General features: G+C 50.6%; 26 protein-coding genes. 12 read left to right on the forward strand and 14 right to left on the reverse strand.

Features of this window, described 5'->3' with window-relative positions; all coding sequences use genetic code 11:
• Positions 1–43: 43 nt before the first annotated feature.
• The 5 genes from ACMGGX_RS19700 (at position 44) to ACMGGX_RS19720 (ending at position 6,012) form a co-directional block, all read left to right on the forward strand.
• Positions 44–3,229 carry a host specificity protein J gene (locus ACMGGX_RS19700; protein WP_420298795.1) on the forward strand — a complete coding sequence of 1,062 codons (3,186 nt, stop codon included), beginning with the start codon at positions 44–46 and terminating at the stop codon, positions 3,227–3,229.
• Positions 3,229–3,531 (forward strand): hypothetical protein, encoded by a 303-nt coding sequence (locus tag ACMGGX_RS19705; RefSeq protein ID WP_063440020.1) that lies wholly within the window; start codon positions 3,229–3,231, stop codon positions 3,529–3,531. The genes ACMGGX_RS19700 and ACMGGX_RS19705 overlap by 1 nt, the downstream gene beginning before the upstream one ends.
• Complete coding sequence (locus ACMGGX_RS19710; protein WP_074166714.1) at positions 3,531–4,208, forward strand: hypothetical protein; 678 nt, start codon at positions 3,531–3,533, stop codon at positions 4,206–4,208. Before ACMGGX_RS19705 ends, ACMGGX_RS19710 begins: the two co-directional genes overlap by 1 nt.
• A 104-nt stretch (positions 4,209–4,312) precedes the next feature.
• A complete protein-coding gene (gene cor, locus ACMGGX_RS19715) occupies positions 4,313–4,552 on the forward strand; it encodes a phage exclusion lipoprotein Cor (RefSeq protein ID WP_074166715.1) in 240 nt (79 codons plus the stop codon).
• Between the two features lie 56 nt (positions 4,553–4,608).
• Positions 4,609–6,012 (forward strand): tail fiber domain-containing protein, encoded by a 1,404-nt coding sequence (locus ACMGGX_RS19720; protein ID WP_420298796.1) that lies wholly within the window; start codon positions 4,609–4,611, stop codon positions 6,010–6,012.
• Positions 6,013–6,298: 286 nt separating this feature from the next.
• On the opposite strand, the gene ACMGGX_RS19725 is transcribed toward ACMGGX_RS19720, so the two are convergent.
• A complete protein-coding gene (locus tag ACMGGX_RS19725) occupies positions 6,299–6,832 on the reverse strand; it encodes a DUF2778 domain-containing protein (RefSeq protein ID WP_063440026.1) in 534 nt (177 codons plus the stop codon).
• A gap of 354 nt (positions 6,833–7,186) precedes the next feature.
• Between ACMGGX_RS19725 and ACMGGX_RS19730 the strand changes: the two genes are divergently transcribed.
• Complete coding sequence (locus ACMGGX_RS19730; RefSeq protein ID WP_063440027.1) at positions 7,187–7,606, forward strand: translesion error-prone DNA polymerase V autoproteolytic subunit; 420 nt, start codon at positions 7,187–7,189, stop codon at positions 7,604–7,606.
• Positions 7,607–7,608: 2 nt separating this feature from the next.
• Positions 7,609–8,877 (forward strand): Y-family DNA polymerase, encoded by a 1,269-nt coding sequence (locus ACMGGX_RS19735; protein WP_420298814.1) that lies wholly within the window; start codon positions 7,609–7,611, stop codon positions 8,875–8,877.
• 373 nt (positions 8,878–9,250) lie between these two features.
• Here ACMGGX_RS19735 and ACMGGX_RS19740 read toward each other — a convergent pair whose 3' ends face one another.
• Both ACMGGX_RS19740 and ACMGGX_RS19745 read right to left on the reverse strand, forming a co-directional pair.
• Positions 9,251–9,589, reverse strand: a complete 339-nt coding sequence (locus ACMGGX_RS19740; RefSeq protein ID WP_420298815.1) for a hypothetical protein — start codon at positions 9,587–9,589, stop codon at positions 9,251–9,253.
• 172 nt (positions 9,590–9,761) lie between these two features.
• Entirely contained in the window at positions 9,762–9,989 is a 228-nt protein-coding gene (locus tag ACMGGX_RS19745) for a phage protein (RefSeq protein ID WP_047652164.1), read from the reverse strand.
• Positions 9,990–10,136: 147 nt separating this feature from the next.
• Between ACMGGX_RS19745 and ACMGGX_RS19750 the strand changes: the two genes are divergently transcribed.
• Entirely contained in the window at positions 10,137–10,301 is a 165-nt protein-coding gene (locus tag ACMGGX_RS19750; protein WP_213729873.1) for a YnfU family zinc-binding protein, read from the forward strand.
• A 241-nt stretch (positions 10,302–10,542) separates the two neighbouring features.
• Here ACMGGX_RS19750 and ACMGGX_RS19755 read toward each other — a convergent pair whose 3' ends face one another.
• Entirely contained in the window at positions 10,543–10,761 is a 219-nt protein-coding gene (locus ACMGGX_RS19755; protein ID WP_042719078.1) for a cold shock domain-containing protein, read from the reverse strand.
• A 287-nt stretch (positions 10,762–11,048) separates the two neighbouring features.
• Here ACMGGX_RS19755 and cspF point away from each other — a divergent pair, with 287 nt between their 5' ends.
• Positions 11,049–11,261 carry a cold shock-like protein CspF gene (gene cspF, locus ACMGGX_RS19760; RefSeq protein ID WP_400454406.1) on the forward strand — a complete coding sequence of 71 codons (213 nt, stop codon included), beginning with the start codon at positions 11,049–11,051 and terminating at the stop codon, positions 11,259–11,261.
• A 51-nt stretch (positions 11,262–11,312) separates the two neighbouring features.
• Here cspF and ACMGGX_RS19765 read toward each other — a convergent pair whose 3' ends face one another.
• The 3 genes from ACMGGX_RS19765 to rstA all read right to left on the reverse strand — a co-directional run bounded on the left by ACMGGX_RS19765 (position 11,313) and on the right by rstA (position 13,638).
• A complete protein-coding gene (locus tag ACMGGX_RS19765; RefSeq protein WP_400453925.1) occupies positions 11,313–11,987 on the reverse strand; it encodes an SOS response-associated peptidase in 675 nt (224 codons plus the stop codon).
• Between the two features lie 422 nt (positions 11,988–12,409).
• Positions 12,410–12,670 carry a hypothetical protein gene (locus ACMGGX_RS19770; protein WP_202769918.1) on the reverse strand — a complete coding sequence of 87 codons (261 nt, stop codon included), beginning with the start codon at positions 12,668–12,670 and terminating at the stop codon, positions 12,410–12,412.
• A 251-nt stretch (positions 12,671–12,921) separates the two neighbouring features.
• The gene (gene rstA / locus ACMGGX_RS19775) at positions 12,922–13,638 is read right to left on the reverse strand and encodes a two-component system response regulator RstA (protein ID WP_021241154.1); all 717 of its coding nucleotides are present in this window, start codon (positions 13,636–13,638) and stop codon (positions 12,922–12,924) included.
• A gap of 128 nt (positions 13,639–13,766) precedes the next feature.
• On the opposite strand from rstA, the gene ACMGGX_RS19780 reads away from it, so the two are divergent.
• A complete protein-coding gene (locus ACMGGX_RS19780; RefSeq protein WP_023311470.1) occupies positions 13,767–14,102 on the forward strand; it encodes a GlpM family protein in 336 nt (111 codons plus the stop codon).
• Here the strand turns inward: ACMGGX_RS19780 and folM are convergent.
• The 3 genes from folM to ydgH all read right to left on the reverse strand — a co-directional run bounded on the left by folM (position 14,099) and on the right by ydgH (position 17,373).
• The gene (gene folM, locus ACMGGX_RS19785) at positions 14,099–14,821 is read right to left on the reverse strand and encodes a dihydromonapterin reductase (RefSeq protein ID WP_063440033.1); all 723 of its coding nucleotides are present in this window, start codon (positions 14,819–14,821) and stop codon (positions 14,099–14,101) included. The genes ACMGGX_RS19780 and folM overlap by 4 nt on opposite strands.
• Before the next feature lie 39 nt (positions 14,822–14,860).
• Complete coding sequence (locus ACMGGX_RS19790; protein WP_063440040.1) at positions 14,861–16,243, reverse strand: amino acid permease; 1,383 nt, start codon at positions 16,241–16,243, stop codon at positions 14,861–14,863.
• A gap of 185 nt (positions 16,244–16,428) precedes the next feature.
• Positions 16,429–17,373: a DUF1471 family protein YdgH gene (ydgH, locus tag ACMGGX_RS19795; protein ID WP_045356963.1), complete on the reverse strand. Its 945-nt coding sequence runs from the start codon at positions 17,371–17,373 to the stop codon at positions 16,429–16,431.
• A 535-nt stretch (positions 17,374–17,908) separates the two neighbouring features.
• On the opposite strand from ydgH, the gene pntA reads away from it, so the two are divergent.
• Together pntA and pntB are read left to right on the forward strand one after the other, a co-directional pair.
• Positions 17,909–19,438, forward strand: a complete 1,530-nt coding sequence (gene pntA / locus ACMGGX_RS19800; protein WP_023311474.1) for a Re/Si-specific NAD(P)(+) transhydrogenase subunit alpha — start codon at positions 17,909–17,911, stop codon at positions 19,436–19,438.
• A gap of 10 nt (positions 19,439–19,448) precedes the next feature.
• Positions 19,449–20,837: a Re/Si-specific NAD(P)(+) transhydrogenase subunit beta gene (pntB, locus tag ACMGGX_RS19805; protein WP_024909329.1), complete on the forward strand. Its 1,389-nt coding sequence runs from the start codon at positions 19,449–19,451 to the stop codon at positions 20,835–20,837.
• Positions 20,838–20,957: 120 nt separating this feature from the next.
• On the opposite strand, the gene uspE is transcribed toward pntB, so the two are convergent.
• The 4 genes from uspE to ogt form a co-directional block, all read right to left on the reverse strand.
• Positions 20,958–21,908 carry a universal stress protein UspE gene (gene uspE / locus ACMGGX_RS19810; protein WP_063440042.1) on the reverse strand — a complete coding sequence of 317 codons (951 nt, stop codon included), beginning with the start codon at positions 21,906–21,908 and terminating at the stop codon, positions 20,958–20,960.
• Between the two features lie 109 nt (positions 21,909–22,017).
• Positions 22,018–22,200 (reverse strand): hypothetical protein, encoded by a 183-nt coding sequence (locus ACMGGX_RS19815; RefSeq protein WP_014883604.1) that lies wholly within the window; start codon positions 22,198–22,200, stop codon positions 22,018–22,020.
• Between the two features lie 146 nt (positions 22,201–22,346).
• Entirely contained in the window at positions 22,347–23,099 is a 753-nt protein-coding gene (gene fnr, locus ACMGGX_RS19820) for a fumarate/nitrate reduction transcriptional regulator Fnr (protein WP_006174991.1), read from the reverse strand.
• Positions 23,100–23,282: 183 nt separating this feature from the next.
• A complete protein-coding gene (gene ogt, locus ACMGGX_RS19825) occupies positions 23,283–23,798 on the reverse strand; it encodes a methylated-DNA--[protein]-cysteine S-methyltransferase (protein ID WP_193804490.1) in 516 nt (171 codons plus the stop codon).
• Between the last annotated feature and the right edge of the window lie 10 nt (positions 23,799–23,808).

Consider the following 23,808-nt stretch of genomic DNA (forward strand, 5'->3'; position numbering starts at 1 on the left):
CTAATTATGGCCACCTCCGGGTGGCTTTTTTTATGGGCGCAATATGGCTATAGCAACCGCTATTAAAGGCCGCAAGGGCGGCAGTTCAAGCTCAAGAACTCCTACAGAACAGCCAGACGATCTGCAGTCAGTAGCCAAGGCAAAAATCCTTCTCGCGCTGGGAGAGGGGGAGTTTGCTGGTGGCCTTACTGCGCGCGATATTTATCTCGATGGCACCGCACTTGAGAACGCAGATGGTTCACAGAACTTCAGCGGTGTGGCGTGGGAGTTTCGTTCTGGAACTCAGGCGCAAAAATACATTCAAGGGATCCCGGGTACCGAAAATGAAATCAATGTAGGCTCCGAAGTTTCCAGCTCTACAGCGTGGACGCGCACGTTCACTAATACGCAGCTTTCAGCTGTTCGCCTGCGTCTAAAATGGCCTTCTCTCTTCAAACAGGAGGATGATGGCGATCTGGTTGGCTATTCGGTCAACTATGCAATTGACCTGCAGACAGATGGCGGCTCCTGGCAGACAGTGCTGAATACCAGCGTGACCGGGAAAACGACGTCAGGTTACGAGCGCAGCCACCGTATTGATTTACCTCAGGCGGGCAGCACCTGGACCATCAGGCTGCGCAAAATTACAGCCGATGCCAATAGCGCGAAGATTGGCGACACGATGACGCTGCAAAGCTTCACAGAAGTAATCGACGCCAAACTTCGATATCCGAACTCTGCGCTTTTGTACATTGAATTTGACTCGAGCCAGTTCAATGGCTCAATTCCGCAAATTTCCTGCGAGCCTCGCGGACGTGTTATTCGTGTGCCCGATACCTATGACCCGGAAACACGAACGTACAGCGGCACCTGGACGGGCGCATTTAAGTGGGCATGGACGGATAACCCTGCGTGGATATTTTACGATCTGGTGGTCACTGACCGCTTCGGCCTTGGTAATCGGCTAACGGCAGCCAACATCGACAAATGGACTCTTTATCAGGTCGCTCAATATTGTGATCAATCGGTACCGGACGGTAAGGGTGGTAGCGGAACTGAACCGCGTTACACCTGCAACGTTTACATTCAGGATCGAAATGACGCTTACACTGTCCTGCGTGACTTTGCTGCCATTTTTCGAGGCATGACCTACTGGGGAGACGAGCAGATTGTTGCCCTTGCAGACATGCCCAGAGATGTCGATTTTACCTACACGCACGCTAACGTAGTCGACGGCAAATTTGTTTATTCCAGCAGCACAACCAAAAGTCGCTACACAAATGCTCTTGTTTCCTGGTCAGATCCGGCAAATGGCTATGCTGATGCAATGGAGCCCGTCTTCGAGCAGGCTTTGGTGGCGCGCTATGGTTTCAACCAGCTTGAGATCACCGCCATCGGTTGCACCCGGCAGTCTGAGGCTAACAGAAAAGGGCGCTGGGGAATCCTGACCAACAATAAAGATAGGATTGTAACGTTTGACGTTGGTCTGGACGGTAATATTCCTCAGCCGGGCTACATAATTGCTGTTTCTGATCGCAATCTCTCTGGTCGAGATTTAGGCGGTCGATTATCCGCGGTTAATGGTCGTGTACTCAAACTTGACCGGGTGCCAAGTGCTAAGGCCGGTGACAGGATAATGGTAAACCTGCCGTCGGGTATTACCCAATCCCGGACGATTCAGTCCCTGTCAGGTGGAATGGTTACCGTGACAACCGCCTTTAGCGAATTTCCGCAGACTGAGGCTGTATGGGTTATTGAATCTGATGAACTTTATGCGCAGCAGTACAGGGTAATTAGTGTCACCGATAACAATGACGGGACATATACCATCACGGGGGCAAATCACGATCCGGATAAATATGCCCGTATCGATACAGGTGCCGTTATAGATCAGCGGCCGGTAAGTGTCATCCTTCCAGGTAATCAGTCGCCGCCAGTCAACATCGCGATCAGCTCGTTTTCGGTGATTCAGCAAAATATCAGCGTCGAAACCATGCGCGTAAGCTGGGGCCAGGCACAAAATGCCATCGCCTATGAGGCGCAATGGCGCCGCAACGACGGAAACTGGGTTAACGTGCCTCGCAGTTCCACCACGTCATTCGACGTCCCGGGGATTTACGCCGGACGCTATCTGGTGCGCGTGCGTGCTATCAACGCAGCGGAAATTTCTTCCGGATGGGGATATTCAGAAGAGAAGACGTTGACCGGCAAAGTTGGCAATCCTCCCAAGCCAGTGGGCTTTATGGCTACGGGCATTAACTGGGGTATTCGTCTGAACTGGGGGTTCCCGGAAAACACCGGCGATACCCTCAAAACAGAAATCCAGTACACGGCCAACAGCGATTTTTCCGATCCGTTGCTGCTATCGGACGTACCTTATCCATCTGCTGAATATACCCAGCTCGGGCTGAAAGCCGGGCAGGAATTCTGGTATCGCGCCCAGCTGGTCGACAGAACGGGTAACGAGTCCGGCTATACCGACTGGATCAGGGGAATGTCTAACGATAATGCTGATGATTATCTGGGTGAAATCGCAGATGATTTCCTTACCTCGGCCGACGGCGACCGCCTGACCAGTGATATTGATACCAATCTTGAAGCTGCAATGCAGAACGCGCTGGCCAACCACAGAACAGTTGAACATCAATGGGCGCAATACGGAGAGGTACGCGCCGATATCCTCGTTGTGAAAACTACTATTGCTGAGGTGGATAGGGCAATGGCCGAAATGTCGACACAGGTGCAGGCGCAGATCGACAACGTCACCGCTTCCCTAGAAGACAAGCTCACAGCCGTCGTCGATGCCTCCGGTGCTTCGGCAATCTACACCCTCAAAACAGGCGTGAGGATAAACGGCGTGATGTACAACGCTGGGATGTCGATTGCTGTGCTTGCTGAGGCCGGGAAACCGGTAGTTACCCGTATTGGGTTCAACGCTAATCAGTTTGTACTGATGAGTGGCAGTGGTGACGCCCAGTATTCACCGTTCGCGGTGGTTAATGGTCAGGTCTTTATGAGCTCAGCATTTATTCAGGATGGCACGATCACCAATGCTAAAATTGGCAACTTCATCCAGTCCAACAATTACGTACCAGGGCAGTCCGGGTGGAAACTGGACAAAGGCGGTACCTGGGAAAACTACGGCAGCGATGGGCAGGGCGCAAGAAAGACCACGAACGTTACTGACAGCATCAGGGATGCGAACGGTGTCCTCCGCGTACAGATTGGTAAACTTACAGGAGTATTTTAATGACGTGGGGCATTCAGACATGGGATGCCAATGGCAATCCGAACAATTATGGTATTAAGCCAGTTTCAGTGGTCGGACGTATTCAACTTTCTGAGGGACAAAACTCTGGAAGCTGGTCGTTTACCATTCCGGCAGGAATGAAGGTCGGGTTTGTCGTTTCTCTGGATAAGGGGGCGGTCTCGGTAGGGCGCAGTATCGTCGCCAGCGGAAATACGATAACTCTTGGCGCGGCAAACAGCGTTGGGATTGGAAATTATCCAGCCTCTGAATGTGAGCTCGTAGTTTTTGTGGAGAAAGCATAATGGCAGATTATGGCGCACTGATAGCTCTGGATAATGGAAATCCCTTTATTACGCCTCAGTCCACGCCATTTTGTCTCTACAGGAGGGTAGTGGTTAACTCAGTAGCAAGCGGGGCATATCACGGTGCATCTGCAACAATAGCTCTGGACGTTTCTTATCCGGCGATGGTTTTTTGCAAAACGAGTGATACTGCTCAGCCTACTATGGTTACTGCAGCCAGATCAGGAGGAAATATTCTTGTTGGATCAAGCAATGCCTATGGACAGGCACATACATTAACGGCTTACATCTTTGCTATTTATCCTCAGACATTGCCAAAATGGGGATTTGCTATCTGGGATGCCACCGGGAAGTTGGTTCTGACAAACGAGAGTCGGATATTGAGTGACCTTGTGACTGTTGGGACGCCTGGAGCTACGACAGGTGGAATTAATATTGACGTCACTTTGCCTGGTAGTTATGCGGTGGCACCCGCTATTCTTGGCTCCCAGATCATCCAGAACAATAACACTAAACCACCCACTATTGTGAATATCACAGCCTACTCAGGATGTCGGTTTAATGGTTCATCAACCAGAATTAATGCCGCGCCCTCGACCACGGCTACCGGTTCTGCTGCGGGTGGGACAACGACTGGAATAGCTTTGACGGCTATCAACACCGCCGCCTATGATTGATCGTTTTAAGCGATCAAATTCATTTAATTGATCTGTCATATCTATTTTATATTTCAGTACCGCTGCGTTAGTTTTCACTTAATAAAAACTAATCAAGGTGTGAAATGACGAAAATAATGTTAGCGATGGCATTTTGCCTGTTTCTTTCTGCTTGCTCTGGTTCAGTTCTGCAAAAGCAAAAGCCATTATGCGAGGCAGACGCACTTATTGGAGGTCAGGTTCTGTCGGTACAGATTTACGATGTGCGCAAAGTAGCCAATCAGACAGAATATAGGGCAGGCTACCCCTTCAATTGGCGATGGGTGAGCAAAAATAACTTCACCAGGTCGACCTGTTCAAAGTGAACAAAACAAGAACCCGCTTCGGCGGGTTTTTTATTATCTGCACTCAGGAGTCTTTTATGTCGGCAGGTACCCTCACCCTGACAAATGGATCCGCTATTGTTGGCGGTTCCGGAACCTCTTTTACTACCGAACTTGCCGCAGGTGACTTCATTGTCTCTACTGTGGGCGGCGTTCCGTACACGTTACCAGTAAAAACGGTAGATAGTGATACCCAACTGATACTGGTCAGCAACTTCACCGGGCCAACGCAATCTGGTGCGGCCTGGTCAGCCGTCCCCCGTGTGGCGCTGAATATGGTAACTGCCGCGCTGGTGGCGCAAAGCGCTGAAGCACTGCGTGGACTGAATTACGACAAACAGAACTGGCAACAGGTTTTTAGTGCTGCTGGTAACATTACTGTGAAGCTACCAGACGGTACAACGTTTACGGGACCATCATGGCCGTATGTAATCAGCCAGACAAGCTCGTTGAACGGGAAAACGGGTGGAACAGTAACCGGGAATTTAATGGTAACTCAGGGTAGCAGCATTGGCGTATCTACTCAGGAAGGTGGTGATAAGACTGTAAAGCTATACAACATCACAGGGGATGGGAGTGTAGGAGGTTATGTAAACGCTGTGGGAGGGGCCTGGTATAACGGGAACTGGTCTCTGGGCGGTGTTCGGGGGAGCGGGACTAATTTAGACAGAGCGCAGTTAAATGTTAATAGCGGAACTGGTACGGCGGGTTCATTTTTGTTTTACCCCGATGAGAGATTCAAATCATCTTCGTGTGGAGCTGATGGGGCTGGTTATGGTGGCTCATGGTCAGACATTAACACATGGCAAAGAAATATCTCTTTTTTCCGAGGTAACGTGTCCGTTAATAATGATGCAGGGTTTATCCCTTTTGCCCGTTGGCATAGTCAATGCAGTGGTGGATACTCTTCAACAGTAGGGCTTGGTTCTATAGCTACCGGGCCTAGTTCGTGGGCGGATGTAGCAATAACAACACTCGGGGATGGTGGTTCTGCCGGGCAACGTATATTTCAATTCACGACAGCAAACGGTGATATATACGCCAACGCTGGTGGAAATCTTTCCGGTAACTATATTTTCCAGAAGCAGCCTAACTGTGACATTACGCTGAAGCACGATATTAAATATGATGATGGTTATCAGTCATACGAGAATATCAAGAAATTCCTGCCAGCAACTTACGTCTACAACGATGACCCTCGTAAGAGAGTTCGCCGGGGTGTAATCGCTCAGGACGTCATGAAGATTGATAGTGAGTACGTAAAGCTGGTCCCTGCCGCGCCAAAGTTTGATAGCGAAGGAAACAGAGTTGATGCTGATGATACGTTGGCACTGGATAACAACGTTATCATGCTCGATACAGCACTGGCTCTCAATTACGTCATTAAGCAGTTGGAAAAAACACAGAAAGGACTTGATGAGTTTAAGAAAAAATTTTCTTAGTCATGGAAGTTTAGCGCCGCGGCCCAATCGAAAGAACAAGCAGCGGCGGCATCGATAATTCTGATGACCAAAAATTATTTCTTCAGAAGTTTCTTCAGTCTTATCAGCAAGAACGCTATTAATGCGGACAGAGAAAATTTAATCAAAATTATTGTGAAATCATAGTTATTCATGGCCTCTTCTCCATCACCTGATATCCGAATATGTTGCATGAAAACATCATTAATCCAGCTATCTGGGATGAGGATAAAACAGACGATAAGCAAAGTAACGAATATTATGATTTTCATCTCACACCACATTTACTGAAGTCAGGAACACCACGTACATCAATACGCCCGTATGCCATTAATCCTTTTCCGCCGGGTACAGTCACTTTTTTCCGTTTGAGTAATGCATTACGAAGAATCTGGAAATCGGCTGCTCTGTAAAGGGTGATGCAGCCCCACGATACACCAGAACCATCAGTATTGAGAGGATGGAGTCTGAAACTGCCACGTTTCGTACCGTTAACATAGACGTAATCGCTCATGGTTTGCGCACTGTACAAACCGAACCATTCAGAGTGATGGTTTTTATACAGGTGTGCCAGATCAATTATTTCAGCTCTCGCCTGGTTAACGAAACTACCAGTGGGTCGATCAACAATCCAGTAAGTACCGGGTGGAATCGCGGCTTTTTCAATATCTGAGCAGTTAGGATTGTTGATATATCGTTCGATCCCTGACAGAACGTCAAATGATCCAATACCATAACAGTCCAGCTTGAGCGTTTTCCCATCTGACGACAGCCGGCCATAATCCATCATGCAAATCTGCAAGCTCTTACTCCTGTTTTCGATTATCAATTCGCCGGAATGATAATAGATAATAAACGGCTGGTTAACCTACTAATTTTTCAGTGTAAGGTAGGTTAGTTATACACCAGTTTGGTAGTAAGTAGCGGTGATGCCGGTAATGCCCAATGCCTTTTGCTGGCGGAGATCACTCAGGGTTGGTCTAAATATACGCATCTGAGTCAGAACTCGAAAAATTTACAAAGGTTATAATTCGAGGAGAGATAGAAACTTACAAGCGAAGCGGTGAAGCTTTGTACAGCCATAAGGAATCCGCAGTATTGCGAACCCTCAAAAAGAAAACTACTGTATATAAAAACAGTATTTGAGGTGTACGCAATGGACTTCATTAGGCCAACAGAACTGCGAGAAATTATCGCTCTCCCGCTATTCAGTGACTTAGTTCAGTGTGGTTTCCCAAGCCCCGCAGCTGATTACGTTGAACAGCGTATCGATCTCAATGAGTTACTTGTCGCTCATCCGAGCTCCACCTATTTCGTCAAAGCCGCAGGTGATTCAATGATCGAAGCCGGGATCAGCGATGGTGATCTGCTGGTGGTGGACAGCTCACGCACTGCTGAGCATGGTGACATTGTCATCGCCGCGGTGGAGGGTGAGTTCACTGTTAAGCGCCTGCAACTGCGCCCGACCGTGCAGCTCAATCCTATGAACAGCGCTTACTCGCCGATTATTGTCGGCAGCGAGGACACGCTTAATGTGTTCGGCGTTGTTACTTTCATCGTCAAATCGGCGAGCTGAGTATGTTTGCGCTCTGTGATGTGAATTCGTTCTACGCTTCATGCGAGACCGTATTCAGGCCTGACCTGAGAGGGCGCCCGGTTGTCGTTCTCTCGAATAACGATGGCTGTGTAATCGCACGCAGTGCCGAGGCCAAGGCCGCTGGAATTACCATGGGAGAGCCTTTCTTCAAGCAAAAGGAGCTTTTCCGGCGCGCTGGCGTTGTCTGCTTCAGCAGTAACTACGAGCTGTATGCTGATATGTCGAACCGGGTAATGACGACGCTAGAGGAAATGAGCCCCCGCGTCGAAATTTACAGTATCGATGAAGCTTTTTGTGATCTTACTGGAGTGCGAAACTGCCGGGACCTGACCGAGTTCGGCAAGGAGATCCGCGCTACGGTTCTGAAGCGTACGCACCTCACCGTTGGCGTTGGCATTGCCCAGACAAAAACACTCGCTAAACTCGCCAACCACGCCGCAAAGAAATGGCAGCGGCAGACTGGCGGAGTAGTTGATTTATCGAATATCGATCGCCAGCGCCGACTCCTTGCCCTGGTACCCGTAGAGGACGTCTGGGGCGTTGGCCTCCGCATAAGTAAGAAGCTTAACGCCATGGGCATTAAAACGGCTCTGGACCTCTCAGAACAAAGCACATGGATTATACGTAAACACTTTAACGTGGTACTCGAGCGAACGGTCCGGGAGTTGCGCGGCGAGCCTTGTCTTGATCTGGAGGAGTTTGCGCCAGCAAAGCAGGAAATCGTCTGCAGTCGGTCATTCGGCGAACGCGTCACGGACTATGAGCAGATGCGCCAGGCTATTTGCAGCTATGCGGCCCGTGGCGCTGAAAAACTTCGGGGTGAGCATCAGTACTGCCGCTTTATCTCTGCGTTCGTGAAAACCTCTCCCTTTGCGCTTAACGAGCCCTATTACGGTAACAGTGCGTCCATGAAGCTTCTCACACCCACTCAGGATTCCCGCGACATCATCAACGCCGCGGTAAAGTGCCTGGACAAAATCTGGCAGGATGGCCATCGCTATCAAAAGGCTGGAATCTTGCTGGGGGATTTTTTCAGCCAAGGCGTGGCTCAGTTGAACCTGTTCGACGAAAACGCGCCGCGTGCTGGTAGCGAAAGGTTGATGGAAGTTCTGGATTATCTGAACGCGAAAGATGGAAAGGGAACGCTTTATTTTGCCGGGCAGGGCATACAGCAGCAGTGGCAGATGAAACGGGATATGTTATCTCCACGATATACTACGAGGTATTCAGACCTAATAAAAGTTAGATGATTCTTTAATCGGTCCATTCATCCGAACCTAATTACCGGCTATGAGTATTAACAATAATATGTCTACGACTATGCTTTTGTAATGTAAATAAGCCCCTGTAATTATACAGGGGCTCACGGATATGATGCCGGGTGCCTCCCGGTGAGTCATTGAACTAACCACTCGTGACTCGCTGCTTCAGAAATTCACGATGAGCCGCTTGATATACAAATCATCAGGTTAATTAGCCCTGCCGCTGAGGAGGATTCATCATTAAACCGAATGTAACAGCAATGCTTAGCAAATGATACAGTATTTACTGATTTGTCTCATGATTTTTCGCGGTTTGCGCGGTCAAAGTATTTTCAGATGGTGAAGGTTAAAACATCGATGTTCATTTTTTTACTTTAAGTCTTGAAACAAATGTTAATGTTTTATCTTCTGGGCAAATCATTAGAAAAATTGCTGTGCGACATTCTTCTAGACGTATAATTCGATGCAGCATCTGGTAGAGTCTTTTTTTTAGTTTTTCTGCTCCATCTTTTTCAGACTCCCACTCTAAAACTGCCTGACCCTCTGAACCAACGAATGCATGGGGTGGAAGTTTAACGCCTCGGTTTGACTTACTTGAATAGTTTCGGTCATGCAAGAGATCCAAGATGAGAGGGTTGATATTATTATCTGAGGATTGGGCTTCAGCAACTATTAATACTGTGTAATGTAGGATTTTCATGGAAGCCTTATGGTTGCTTCAGCAATAGAGTGATATTGCCATGGTGTTGAATGTCCATATCTTAATTATAAATGTCTGTATGGGGTAAAAAAAAGCTTGCGTTAAGCAGGCTATAATAATTAAACGTAGTTATAATAATGATTTCATGAATGTCTGCGTTGAATCCCTAGCGTCAAAGATACTTCTGCGCCGCATCTAATATTTCCTGAGAGGTAAGCTCTCGATCTGATGCCACATGGACCACTTCATGGTCACCTGTTAAAGAGGGAAAACCTGCTGACATTATCTGAAGGTTTATCACTTCTCCATTAGGATATTCTTCGCGTATTGATGTCACACCTTTAAGCACAGTGATAACTTTACTTGGCTTACCATTAAAAAAAATGATTACTTTTTTCATATATCACCATGTATTTTGAGGGTTTCTAGCCCCTGCAGGTGGTCGAAAGGGTTCTGTTTGTTAATTTTTTTGCCTCTTTCGAAATTAAAACAAGCATTATACTTTCTTAACGTGTACTGTAACGGTCCATTTGAACTGGAGAAGTCTATGTCTGCACGTAAAAACACTCAATTCCGCCGAAATTATTTAGTAAAATGCCCTTGTCCAAACTGCTCAAAAGATTCCGAACATAGTTACAATCGTGTACAAAAGGGGGCTCAGTTGGTGTGCCCATACTGCTGTGCTTTGTTCAAATCTTCCCAGCGCTTCTAAAAAAAATTAAAAAAAATAAGAAGTGATGCTTTTGGAGGCTGCCTAACCTCTTACGCACTTTAGTATTTTATAAGCAGTTAGCTTCTGCTTTGAGACTGTTCATGCAGCAGACCTGCATTTCATCACATCGGTCAGCAAACTTGATGGTAAGTAAATATGCTGGCCTGTTGTAATGATGTGAGTAACCGAACATCACCTTTCACTGATAAAGTCATGCTGGCTTAAGCAAACCATCTAAAAATTATCTATCGCAAAGTGTTACATTGGCAGCGATTGGACCTTTAGTTCCAGCTATGATAGCGAATTTGACTTTTTGTCCTTCAAAAAGAGTATTAAATGTTTCTCCCAGCAGGGAAGAAGTGTGAACAAGAACATCTTTACTTCCATCGAGTGGGGAGATAAAGCCAAACCCCTTATCTTCGTTAAACCACTTAACAAGACCTATGATTTTAGATGACATACAAACTCCGTTTGAACATTTCAAACTGACAAGCAAACTCATGATAAGAAACGTATGCTGGTATATGTATGGACTCAAGAGGAGGGATATCAGAGATAACACCTAGTTATGAGAACGGCTTTTGGAAAAGTTAGATTCATCATCGCACCGAATCAGCCAAACCATTAAGGCACGTGTTGAATGATTAAGCAAATTTTATCTTAGCCTTCTAGAAGGCCGTTAAAATAGTGTTAGCTATTATTAACTGATCCTGTATAGTGAAATCTGGATTACCATTAGGAAAATATTTGTCTCGTAAAATGACAGGAATTGTCAAAAGTTTTGACTTCAAGAGCGGAAAGGGATTGATTATCCCATCAGATGGCAGAAAAGATGTTTTTTTGCATGTTTCTGCAATAAGTAATAGTGAAAGCCAAACGTTAAAGCCAGGTGTTCGTGTTGAATTTTATCGTATAAATGGACTTAGTGGTCCGATGGCTGCAAATATATTTCTTTCTTAAAGTAAGATAATATTGAGCCAAATATAAAGTGCGCATCAAAAGAACTGCAGATTATATATCTGTTTGTTCTATCAATTTTCTCCCCTGATTTTTTCCATTTCCAACATCACGGGCCACCGCATGCCAGATAAACTTGTCGGTTGGTACAGCGCCGTCGGCCGCTATCTCTTGAGCTTCTTTCCCTCCAACGTCCTGACGCATCCATTCCCTTGCTGCTACTGCTGACAAAACCAGTGGCCGGCGGTCATGAATATCCACCAGGCCTTTGTCAGCTGCAGATGTCACTATCAGGAAACCTTCCGATTCATCGCCGCGCTCGAACGGCGTGCTGCCGATTGCAGCCATGAAAATAGGCTGACCGTCTGCCCGGTGAATGAAGTAGGGCTGTTTCTTGTCGCCTTCTTTCTTCCATTCAAACCACCCATCGGCAAAGCAGATCGCCCGGCCATGTTCCCACAAAGGTTTAAACATTCGACTCGTGGCCGCAGTTTCGACGCGCGCGTTAATCAGTGGCGGCTTATCCCACCACCCGGGCGCATAGCCCCAGAATACCGGATCGAGGTGTAATTGCTCGTCGCGTTCGCTCAGCAGCAGGACTTTAGTACCTGGCGCCACGTTGTACCGGCCAATAGGTTCCGGGTCATAGGCAATGTCACGATCGGCTTCGTCGGCCAGGTAAGCCAGATATTCTTCACGTGTTTGTGCTTGTGCAAAACGTCCACACATAGAAACCTCCAGTTAGTCATACTGAAAGTATTATAGGGCAGGGAGAAAAAGTAGCGCGCTGGTTAAGTCTTACAAACGTATTCGGGGCGATTCTCCTGAAGAGAATGGAGTGCGTACAGCGGTGTGTTACGAAACTGGAAGGAGCTATGCAAAAGAGGGGGATTTTGGGGGCAAATTTTGGGGCATTTTGAAGGAAGGGACACCAAAAGGGGCACAAAAAAGACCGTGAATGTCCGTAGATGTCCGTTAAACGTTTCGGGCTAACTTATTGAAAAAATAATAAGTATATCCATTTCAATGAGTTGGGTTTTTTCTGCACACTAAAACTGCACAAACAGCTTTTTCATTGGATCTCACCGAAGAAACGCTTTGTGCAGAATATACATGAAAAACCGTCGATATTTTCATGTCTGTGAAGCGCGTTACATGGCATTCGCGCTGTTTTTTACCTTAGCGATGAGTGTTTCCGTTACGGCCAGTCCTTCCGCAATGTGCATATCAATCACATCGGTACCGAATTCGTTAATCAAATCCAGAAGTATTTCGTAAGTCTGGATGAGCTCAAGGAGATCAAAGAGCGCTTTTTGATCGGCGCGTGAGGGGGAGGAATGGCTAAGCGCAGCCTGATTAACAATCCATTCAAGATTGGTTTTGATGGCCTCTACTTCATAGTAGCTATACATAATGCATGAGCTTAAATCCTCATTTCAAGATTTTATGAGCGATGTTTCGTGAGAGCTTCACGGTGAACAGAAATATGGATGTAGCCGGGGCGGTACGGGCGAAGAAAAGGAAGGAGTAGTTTTAATTATGGAATAGTTCGCGTGCTTAGCAAGTTAATTGTTGCGCAAACGTAAAAATAAACGCGCGAAAGAGAGGACATCACCGTGTAATGCCTTCATTTCGCGCACGTTATGCTAACCAGATAACGGAATCAGGTTTCCCAGGCGTGCGGGGCAAACAGATAACCCTTGTTACGCACGGTTTTAATGCGGTAGGGCTCGGTAGCGTTATCCTGCAGCTTTTTGCGCAGACGCGAAATCGCCACGTCAACGCTGCGGTCCATTCCGTCATAGCTCACGCCACGCAGGTTTTTCAGCAGCGCGTCGCGGTCCATGATTTGCCCGGCGTGCGTTGCCAGCTCCCACAGAAGGTCAAAGTCTGCGGTGGAGAGGGCGATAAGCTCGCCGGAGAGCAGCACCTGGCGGTTAATGGGGTCAATAGACAGCGTACCGAAGCGCATCGCTTTGTGCGGCGTCAGAGACGGCGCGGGTGCTTCGCGTTCGATGCTGGCGTGCTGGCGCAAATGCAGGCGCAGGCGGGCAAGCAGGACGGCAGGCGGTGTGGTTTTCAGAATGTAGTCATTTGCGCCCATCTCCAGCGACAAAATGTGGTTCATATCGCTGTCCAGTGAGGTGAGCAGGACGATAGGGCCCTCCCACCGGGCGCGCAGGTCACGGCAGAGCGTCATGCCGTCTTTGCCTGGCAACATAATATCCAGCAGTACCAGATCCGGGTTTTCACGGACGACCACCTCTTCGGCACGATCGCCGCGAGGTTCAACAATGACGTCCATATCATGTTTACCCAGATAGGCGGCGATCAGCTGCCCGACCTCGGGTTCGTCTTCAACATAAACAATCTTATTCATACAGCGTCTGTTTTCGTGAAAAAAGCCAACATACACCGCGGAACCTTAACCTTCCATTAATCTTTCAAAATTAACGCCGGTTCCGTTATTCTGGCTCTTATTTTTATTTGATTGTTATAGGGAAAAGTATGGGGCTGGCGATCAAAGCCGCACTGGGCGCGCTGGTGGTGTTACTGATTGGCATTCTGGCAAAAACGAAAAACTACTACATTGCCGGGCTAATCCCGCTGTTCCCGACCTTTGCGCTGATTGCCCACTATATCGTGGCTTCTGAGCGGGGCACGGAAGCGTTACGCACGACCATTGTGTTTGGCATGTGGTCTATCATTCCGTATTTTCTCTACCTGCTTTCGCTGTGGTATTTCACCGGTTTTCTGCGTCTTCCCCTGGCGCTGAGCGGGGCGGTGGTCTGCTGGGGACTCAGCGCCTGGGTGTTAATTTTCTTCTGGAGCCGCTTTCACTAGCGCAGCGGGCGGCCGCCGTCCACGGCAAAGGTTCTGCCCGTGACGTAGCAGCTGGTGAGCAGGTAATCCACAAGGTCGATCACCTCTTTCTCGCCCGGAGCGATTTTCATGAGCGACTTATTCAGGGCCTGCTGGCGATACTCCGCATCATCGTTTTCGTTAAACAAAATCATCGCCGGGGCGATGGCGTTTACCTTCACCTCGGGCGCGAGCTTGCGGGCGAACGAGCGTGTCATATTATCCAGTGCGGCTTTACTGGCCGCGTAGGCGATGTGCTTGTCGCTGCCTCGCTCCACCACATAATCGGTGAAGTGAATAATGTCGCCCGCCGCGTGCCCATGGCCGCGCAGCAGATCCTGCAGAGCGTGGTTAAGCAGATAAGGGGCATTGACGTGGATCTGCAGCATGGCGGAGAGCGTGTCGCTGAGTGACGTACCCGGTTTTTCGGCACACCATGCGCTTGCGTTATGGATCACGGCGCGCAGTCCCGTCGTGGTGGCTTTTACCTTGTCGGCAAAGTCCAGAATGCCTTCATCGGTTGAAAAATCAGCCTGAATGCAGACCGCCCCGGCTTTGCGTAACCCTTCAATCGACGGGTATTCCGTACGGTAGCTGACAATGACCGGATGGCGAAGGTTGAGAAAGTGATGGGCGAGGGCGAGGCCGATACGGCGGCCTCCACCGGTAATCAGTATTGGGCGAAGCGGTGCATTTCCCATCGTATTCTCCTTTACAGTTCAACAATGGGAAAGGCGATGCTAACCCATTAACATCCAGGTTGCCGGCAGGGCAGCAACCAGTAACAGTCCAATTAATGCCATCTCACGGCGTTTCAGCGCGTTCTCCAGCTGATGCGTGCGGCGGGCGTAGATAAACACCAGCAGACCCGGTGCGTACAGCACTACCGACAGCAGCAGATGCATAGGCCCGGAAGCATACAACAACCACAGGCCGTAAATACAGGCTCCGACACCTACGACATAATGCGCCGGGCGTGTGGCAATTTTTAACAGATACGCACCCACTAGGAAATAGGGTACCAGAATCATCTCGGAGGCGATGGTCAGCAGGGTGTTATAGTCTGAACCTGTGAGCCAGATCAGCACCAGACAGACCTGAACGCTGATGTTGGTCAGCCAGAGCGATGCCGACGGCGCGCTGTTTTGGTTTTGACGGGCGAACAGGCGTGGAAACGCCTTGTGCGTCGCGGCCAGGAACGGCACTTCAGCCGCCATGATGGTCCAGCTCAGGTAAGCGCCGCAGACGGAGACGATCAGCCCTGCGGCAATCACCACGTCGCCCCAGGGACCGAGCATTTTCACCATCAGGCCTGCCATTGATGGGTTACGCATTTCAGCCAGCTCAGGACGCGCCACCACGCCCAGCGACAGCAGCGTCACCAGCAGATAGACCCCCAGCGCGGCCAGTACGGCCAGCAGCGTGGCGCGGCCCACATCGCGTTTATTCCTGGCCCGGGCAGAAACTACGACCGCGCCTTCAACGCCGATGAACACCCACAGGGTAATCAGCATCGTGTTTTTCACCTGCTCCCAGACGGGAACGCCCAGCGCAACGCCGCTGAAATCAAGCTTGAAAACGTCCATACGGAACGCAACAAAGGCCAGAACGATAAACAGGCCGAGCGGAACCAGTTTCGCCAGCGTCGCCACCAGGTTGATGCTGGCGGCCGTTTGTACGCCACGCAACACCAGCCAGTGGACGAACCACAGCAGCACCGAGGCGCCCACAATAGACTGCCAGGTATTCCCGTCGCCAAAGAGGCGCAGCTCAGGCGTATCGGTAAAGAAACTGAGCGCCGAGAAGACGATTACAAGATAAGAGACGTTGGCGATAACGGCACACAGCCAGTATCCCCAAGCGGAACAGAAGCCAATCAGCTCGCCGAAACCTTCACGCGCATAGGTGAAAATGCCGCCGTCGAGATCCGGGCGTATGCGGGTGAGCAGCAGCATCGCGAAGGCCAGCAGCAGTATGCCGACACCCGTAATGCCCCAGCCAATGATGAGCGCGGAAGGGCTGGCGACGGCGGCCATATTTTGCGGCAAACTGAATACGCCTGCACCCAGCATTGAGCTTAAAACGAGTGCAGTCAGAGCACTCAGGCCAAGTTTCTTTTCCATTGGCTTCCTGTTATGAAAGGTCAAAATCCAGAATAATTATTTCGCTCAGGCGCATAAAAATGGTGGATCACACTAAGGCGCGGGATTTTACGGAGTGTAACGAATGCATGCAATGACGTGAGGCAGAAATTCAAAAAAAGTAACAAAAAAAGGCGGCATTGCGCCGCCTTTCGTAAACGATGTTGTTACTTGTACAGATCGGCGCTGATGGTCACGTTGTTACCACGTTCCTGCCACTGGCGGGTGATGTGGTAGTACTTCGCCCCTTTCTTCGCCGCACGCTTCGCGACCTGGTAAGAGACTTCCGTCATGTTGCCGTAGTTGCCGGTAAACTTAATGCTGTCGAACGGCACCATCTGCGCTGCAGTGGCGTTGTTCAACTCTTCAATTTTGGTACCGTCCGGCAGCGTAACGGAGTAACGGCCACCTTTTGTGGACTGCGTTTCGAAGAAACGGCCCACTTCAGCGCTTGGAGCAGCGGTCGTTGCTACGCCTGGAATTTCAACTTTCTTCGCTTCTTCGCCGCCTTTCGCTAGCGCCGCGCGACCTGCTTCTGAATTCGCCGGGATGGCATCCGGGCTCTGCAGAACACGTTTTTTCGCATCTTTTTTATAGATGAACGCGGTAATACGCTGGTTGCCACCCTGGTTAGCATCGACCTGACGCACGATGAAGAAAGAGTAGGCCCCTTTCTCTTTCGCGGCTTTGGTGATGGCATCGTTCACTTCAGGCTGGCTGCGATAGAAGCCCTGAACGGTGACGGTGTCGTAAGGTTCCAGCTCAATCGCCTGATCTTTCGGCAGTTCAACAACACCGTTGATCACGCGGTTTTTTGGTGCGTCAGCTTTTGGCGCATTGTCTTTGAACAGCGCAATGGTCACGCGCTGGTTACCGCTGTTGCCGTAATCGGACTGGTCAACGACATAAAACGAGGCCGCCCCGTTTTTATCTGCGGCTTTTGATGCAGCGGCGACGGCGTCGCCAATAGAATTATAACGACCCACAATGACCGTATGGTCAAAAGGTTTTAACGCTGCCGCTTGCTCCGGCGTTAACTCTGTTGCGGCATTCGCAGACAGGGCGGTCGCGGAAAGAAGTGCGGACGCCAGGAGTGTGTTCTTAAGCTTCATAAAAATGATCCTTCGCCTTGCGCAAACCATGTACTGGTATTGTTGTTAATTTGAGACGGTCCCGATTATTGCATTTAAAACCCGTCGCTGTCTGCGCCATTTTTCACTGCCTGTGCTTACTGAATCACCGAATTCGATAACATTTAGTGATATGTTGAAAAAACACGCGTTTGACAAGTAAAACTGATAAAGCATATGACTTTTACAAGTTAATTTAATGTTAACAAGTTGTTCTCTTATGGCGCTATATCATGTTTTTACCGCTTCGCTTGCGCGTTTTATCGGTTCTGGCAGTGAATTTAAGGTAAATATCACTGTCAGTGACGCCGATCGCTTATTTTTCACAGATAAAGTAAGAAATAGTGTTTTCTGGCGGTAGATCACGGGCGCTATTTTCAGTAGGTTATAGACAGTTTGTTACTGTTTTATTTTCCGGGGTTAATCATCTCTCGTCGCTCGCGCGATGGCGAAAATTGATACAAACCGCGGGCATTTATCGATAAACCATCATCAAAAACCGATGGAAGGGAAAACTATGCGTATTGGGGTACCAAAAGAACGGTTAGCCAATGAAACCCGCGTAGCGGCAACACCGAAAACGGTGGAGCAACTGCTTAAACTGGGTTTTACGGTCGCGGTTGAAAGCGGCGCAGGCAAACTGGCGAGTTTCGATGACGAGGCCTTTATCCAGGCCGGCGCGGAAGTGGTCGACGGTGCTGACGTCTGGCAGTCGCCGGTGATTCTGAAGGTCAACGCACCGGAAGAGAGTGAGATTGCGCTGCTGAATCCGGGAACGACCCTGGTGAGCTTCATCTGGCCTGCGCAAAACCCGGAGCTGATGGAGAAGCTGGCGGCCCGCGGCGTGACCGTGATGGCGATGGACTCCGTGCCGCGCATTTCGCGCGCGCAGTCGCTGGATGCCTTAAGCTCCATGGCAAACATTGCCGGCTATCGCGCCATTGTTGAAGCGGCCCACGAGTTTGGTCGCTTCTTTACCGGTCAAATCACCGCCGCGGGTAAAGTCCCTCCGGCGAAAGTGATGGTGATTGGCGCAGGCGTAGCGGGCCTTGCCGCAATCGGTGCGGCAAACAGCCTGGGCGCTATCGTACGCGCCTTTGACACCCGTCCTGAAGTAAAGGAACAGGTCCAGAGTATGGGCGCCGAATTCCTTGAGCTGGATTTCAAGGAAGAGGCAGGCAGCGGCGATGGTTACGCGAAGGTGATGTCCGAAGCCTTTATCAAAGCCGAAATGGAACTCTTCGCCGCCCAGGCGAAAGATGTCGACATTATTGTCACCACCGCGCTTATCCCGGGTAAACCGGCGCCGAAGCTGATTACCCGTGAGATGGTTGACTCCATGAAGCCGGGCAGCGTGATTGTCGACCTGGCCGCCCAAAACGGCGGTAACTGTGAATATACCGTTCCAAATCAGGTAACCACGACCGCTAACGGCGTGAAGGTGATCGGCTATACCGATCTGCCGGGCCGTTTGCCAACGCAGTCTTCTCAGCTCTACGGCACTAACCTGGTCAACCTGCTGAAGCTGCTCTGCAAAGAGAAAGACGGCAACGTCACCGTTGATTTCGACGATGTTGTTGTGCGCGGCGTCACGGTGGTTCGTGAAGGTGAAATTACCTGGCCTGCGCCGCCTATTCAGGTTTCTGCTCAGCCTCAGGCGGCAACAAAAGCGGCACCTGAGCCAAAAGAACCCGCCAAACCGGCTTCTCCGTGGCGCAAATACGCGATCATGGCGCTGGTGATTATTCTGTTCGGCTGGCTGGCTGACGTCGCACCAAAAGAGTTCCTCGGCCACTTTACCGTCTTCGCGCTCTCCTGCGTCGTGGGCTACTACGTGGTGTGGAACGTCTCCCATGCGCTGCATACGCCGCTGATGTCGGTAACCAACGCCATCTCCGGGATCATCGTGGTGGGGGCGTTACTGCAGATTGGTCACGGCGGCTGGATCAGCTTCCTGAGCTTTATCGCGGTGCTGATCGCCAGTATCAATATTTTCGGTGGTTTCACCGTGACTCAGCGCATGCTGAAAATGTTTCGTAAAGGCTAAGGGGTAGCATATGTCTGGAGGATTAGTGACAGCCGCATACATTGTTGCTGCAATCCTGTTTATTTTCAGTCTGGCGGGGCTTTCCAAACACGAAACGTCTCAGCAGGGTAATAACTTTGGTATCGCCGGGATGGCGATTGCGCTGATTGCCACCATCTTCGGGCCGGATACCGGCAACGTGGCGTGGATCCTGGTGGCGATGATCATCGGCGGCGCAATTGGTATTCGCCTGGCAAAACGCGTTGAAATGACCGAGATGCCGGAGCTGGTTGCCATTCTGCACAGCTTCGTGGGTCTGGCCGCGGTGCTGGTGGGCTTCAACAGCTACCTGTATCACGAACCGGGTCTGGAACCGATTCTGGTGAACATCCACCTGACGGAAGTGTTCCTCGGTATCTTCATCGGTGCGGTGACCTTCACCGGCTCTATTGTCGCGTTCGGCAAGCTGCGCGGGAAGATCTCCTCTAAACCGCTGATGCTGCCAAACCGCCACAAGCTGAACCTCGCGGCGCTGGTTGTGTCGTTTGTTCTGCTGGTGGTCTTCGTGCGTACCGAAAGCGTGGGCCTGCAGGTACTGGCGTTGCTGGTGATGACCATCATCGCGCTGGCGTTTGGCTGGCACCTGGTGGCGTCCATCGGCGGTGCGGATATGCCGGTGGTGGTCTCCATGCTGAACTCCTACTCCGGTTGGGCGGCAGCGGCGGCAGGCTTTATGCTGAGTAACGACCTGCTGATCGTCACCGGTGCGCTGGTGGGCTCGTCCGGTGCGATCCTGTCTTACATCATGTGTAAGGCGATGAACCGCTCGTTTATCAGCGTTATCGCCGGTGGTTTCGGGACCGATGGGTCTTCTTCCAGTGCGGATGAAGAAGTGGGTGAGCACCGTGAAATTTCTGCGGAAGATACCGCAGACATGCTGAAAAACTCGCACTCCGTGATCATCACTCCGGGCTACGGCATGGCGGTGGCGCAGGCGCAGTATCCGGTTGCGGAAATCACCGAGAAGCTGCGCGCGCGGGGCATCAAGGTTCGCTTTGGTATTCACCCGGTGGCAGGGCGTCTGCCTGGCCACATGAACGTGCTGCTGGCGGAAGCGAAAGTGCCTTACGACATCGTGCTGGAAATGGATGAGATCAACGATGATTTCGCCGACACCGACACCGTGCTGGTCATTGGCGCCAACGATACCGTTAACCCTGCTGCACAGGACGACCCGGGTAGCCCAATCGCCGGTATGCCTGTTCTGGAAGTGTGGAAGGCGCAGAACGTGATTGTGTTTAAACGCTCCATGAATACCGGCTATGCCGGGGTTCAGAACCCGCTGTTCTTCAAAGAGAACACCCACATGCTGTTTGGCGATGCCAAAGCCAGCGTGGATGCGATTCTGAAATCACTGTAAGTTGCGTTGAAACGAAAAAACCGCCGAATTCGGCGGTTTTTTTATTGCCGGACGGCGCTGACGCTTACCCGGCCTACGGTTTTGTAGGCCCGGCAAGCCTGCGCCGCCGGGCGTCAGGCGTTAATCGTCTTCAGGATCGTCCAGCTCAACCGGCGTCTGATACTCATCCGGCTTAATGACCAGCAGGTCGCAGCGCAGATGGTCGATCACCTGTTCGGCGGTATTGCCGAGGAACGCGGCAGAAATACCTGTTCGACCAATGGTGCCCAGCACCACAATCCCCGCCTGCAGGTGTTCCGCCAGGTCCGGGATCACCTCTTCAGGCAGCCCTTTTTCCACGTGGGTCATTTTCTCATCGATGCTGAATTTCTGACGCAGCGTTTTCATGGCCAGCAGATGCTGACCGCGGATCGCGTCGTTGTACACGCTCGGGTCAAATTCAGGCAGCTCAATGGCAATGTTAATCGGGGTGACCGGATAGGCGCCAACCAGATGTACTTCGGTATGATTCACCTGATCGGCAAGCTGGATGGTCTCTTTCACCAGCTTCTCGTTCAGCGAATTGTGGTAATCCTCTTCGCTCGCGAGGTTTACCGCCACAACGGCTTTCCCGCCTTCAGGCCACGGCTGGTCTTTCACCATCCAGACCGGGCAAGGACATTTGCGCAGCAGGTGCCAGTCGGTCGGGGTGAAAATCACGGACTCCAGCTTGTCGTGCTGGTGCGCCATCTTCAGCAGCAGGTCGTGCCCGCCGGCGACAATTTCCTGGATGATGGCTTCGAAAGGTCGGTTATGCCAGACCACTTTAATATCAATAGGTACACCCGCTTCCAGATAATACTTCGCCTGTTCACGGATCCACGCGGTACGCTGGCTGATGACGCCCTGACGCATAGCGGTGCGCTCGTCAGGCGACAGAAGGGTGGTCATCTCATACGAGAAGTCATAGATCGGCAAAAACGCTTTGATTTTGCCACCAATCCGTTGATGTAAATACACAGCACGTCGTAATGCCGGCTGATCGTCCTGATTCGGATCGATAGCTACCAGCATGTTTTGATACTTGGCCATACAGGTCTCCTTACTACTGTCACCACAGTCTGTAATTAAAAGAGTAACCTATATATCCTGAATGAAACAGAGGGGAGGTTTTGCCAGATCAATATTTCATGAAAATTTATCAGAGGAAAAGTACCGTGGTCGTCACCGCGATAAACGCAATAAACAGCAGCACCATCACCGCTATCGCAAAGGTCGTGGAGTCCTGGACGTAGGTTTTTTCTTCCCCCTTCATCGGGCCGACGAGCATGATCCAGATGAAGATAAAGGTCACAGAGGCAATCACGACTGAAACGAAAAACAAACTTTCTCTCAATTCATAACCTCAACGAGAACCTTTCGGGCGCTGTGTGGGGACGTGCTACGGTGAAAATATCTTGAAACGGAAGTGATTATACCAGACCAATAAATCACAAGAATTTATCAGTCTGGTCATCAACACGCGGAGAGTTACGCCACGTTGCGGGCGTGTCCGGCAAGAACGGCAAGCGCTTCACCGTTTTCGATAGTGATGTATTTACCTTTAACGGCCAGCATCCCGCTTTTCTGGAAACGGCCCAGCAGACGGCTGATGGTTTCCACGGTCAAGCCCAGGTAGTTGCCGATATCGCCACGCGTCATCGTCAGACGGAATTCACGCGGCGAGAAGCCACGCTCGGCGAAGCGGCGGGAGAGGTTGTAGATAAACGCGGCCAGGCGCTCTTCTGCGTTCTTTTTAGAAAGCAGCAGAATCATGTCCTGATCGCCTTTGATCTCACCGCTCATCAGACGCATCATCTGCTGACGCAGGTTTGGCATCTTACCGGACAGATCGTCCAGAGTTTCAAACGGGATTTCGCAAACCATTGAGGTTTCGAGTGCCTGAGCAAAGCTCGGGTGATGGCCCGTGCCGATGGCATCAAAGCCCACCAGGTCGCCCGCCAGATGGAAGCCGGTGATCTGCTCATCACCCTGTTCGGTGATGGTGTAGCTCTTGATGGTGCCAGAACGGATAGCATAGAGCGATTTCAGTTCGTCTCCCGCTTTAAACAGCGTCTGCCCTTTCTGAATAGGCTTTTTGCGCTCGATGATATTATCAAGCTGATCGAGTTCATGCTCATTCAGGGTAAACGGGATACAGAGCTGGCTGATGCTGCAATCCTGGCAATGGATAGCACAACCGCCAGACTGAATGCGTCGTATAATTCGCTTTTCCGGGATCATAGGTTTGCTCAAGCCTTAATTGATATTGGTCAATTTTAACATCTTTTTGGTAAGTACGTAAGCCTGACAAACCCTCAATAAGGACAAGAGACGGCAATGTGTCGCCATCTTCTTGAAATTCCACAGCTTGATTATGGATTTTTAGCCTAACCGGAAGAAAATTAAGCACAAAAAGCCTGGAAGCTAGAGCAGGAGATACCCTTCGTGACGCAGCAACCACTCTTTGCGCTGCACGCCGCCGGCATAGCCTGTCATGGTACCGTTGCGGCCAATGACGCGATGGCAGGGCACCACGATGCTGACCGGGTTAGAGCCGTTAGCGGCACCCACCGCGCGTGCGGCGCCTGCGCGGCCTAGCTGTTCCGCGAGCTGGCCGTAATGCATCACCTGCCCGCACGGAATCGACCGCAGCGCCTGCCAAACTTGGCGCTGAAAAGGCGTGCCTGCCGTGGCGGTCGGCAGAGTATCGATGATGCTGAGATCGCCTTCGAAGTAGGCCGCAAGCTTGTCGCTCAGCCCGCCCGGGTTGGTGGCGCGGATACGTTCATACCCCTGCGATCGGTAGTGAACATTGAGCAGTTCTTCCATCCGGTCGCTGTGCTCTTCCCATTCGACGGCGCGCAGGCAGAACTGCTCGTCCGCGATCACCCACAGCGGCCCGAGCGGCGTCGCAATCTTATCTTCGAGTAATCTCAGCATCCTCATTCCT

The sequence above is a fragment of the Enterobacter sp. BNK-29 genome (assembly GCF_048684785.1).
Classification (GTDB): Bacteria; Pseudomonadota; Gammaproteobacteria; order Enterobacterales; family Enterobacteriaceae; genus Enterobacter; species Enterobacter cloacae_M.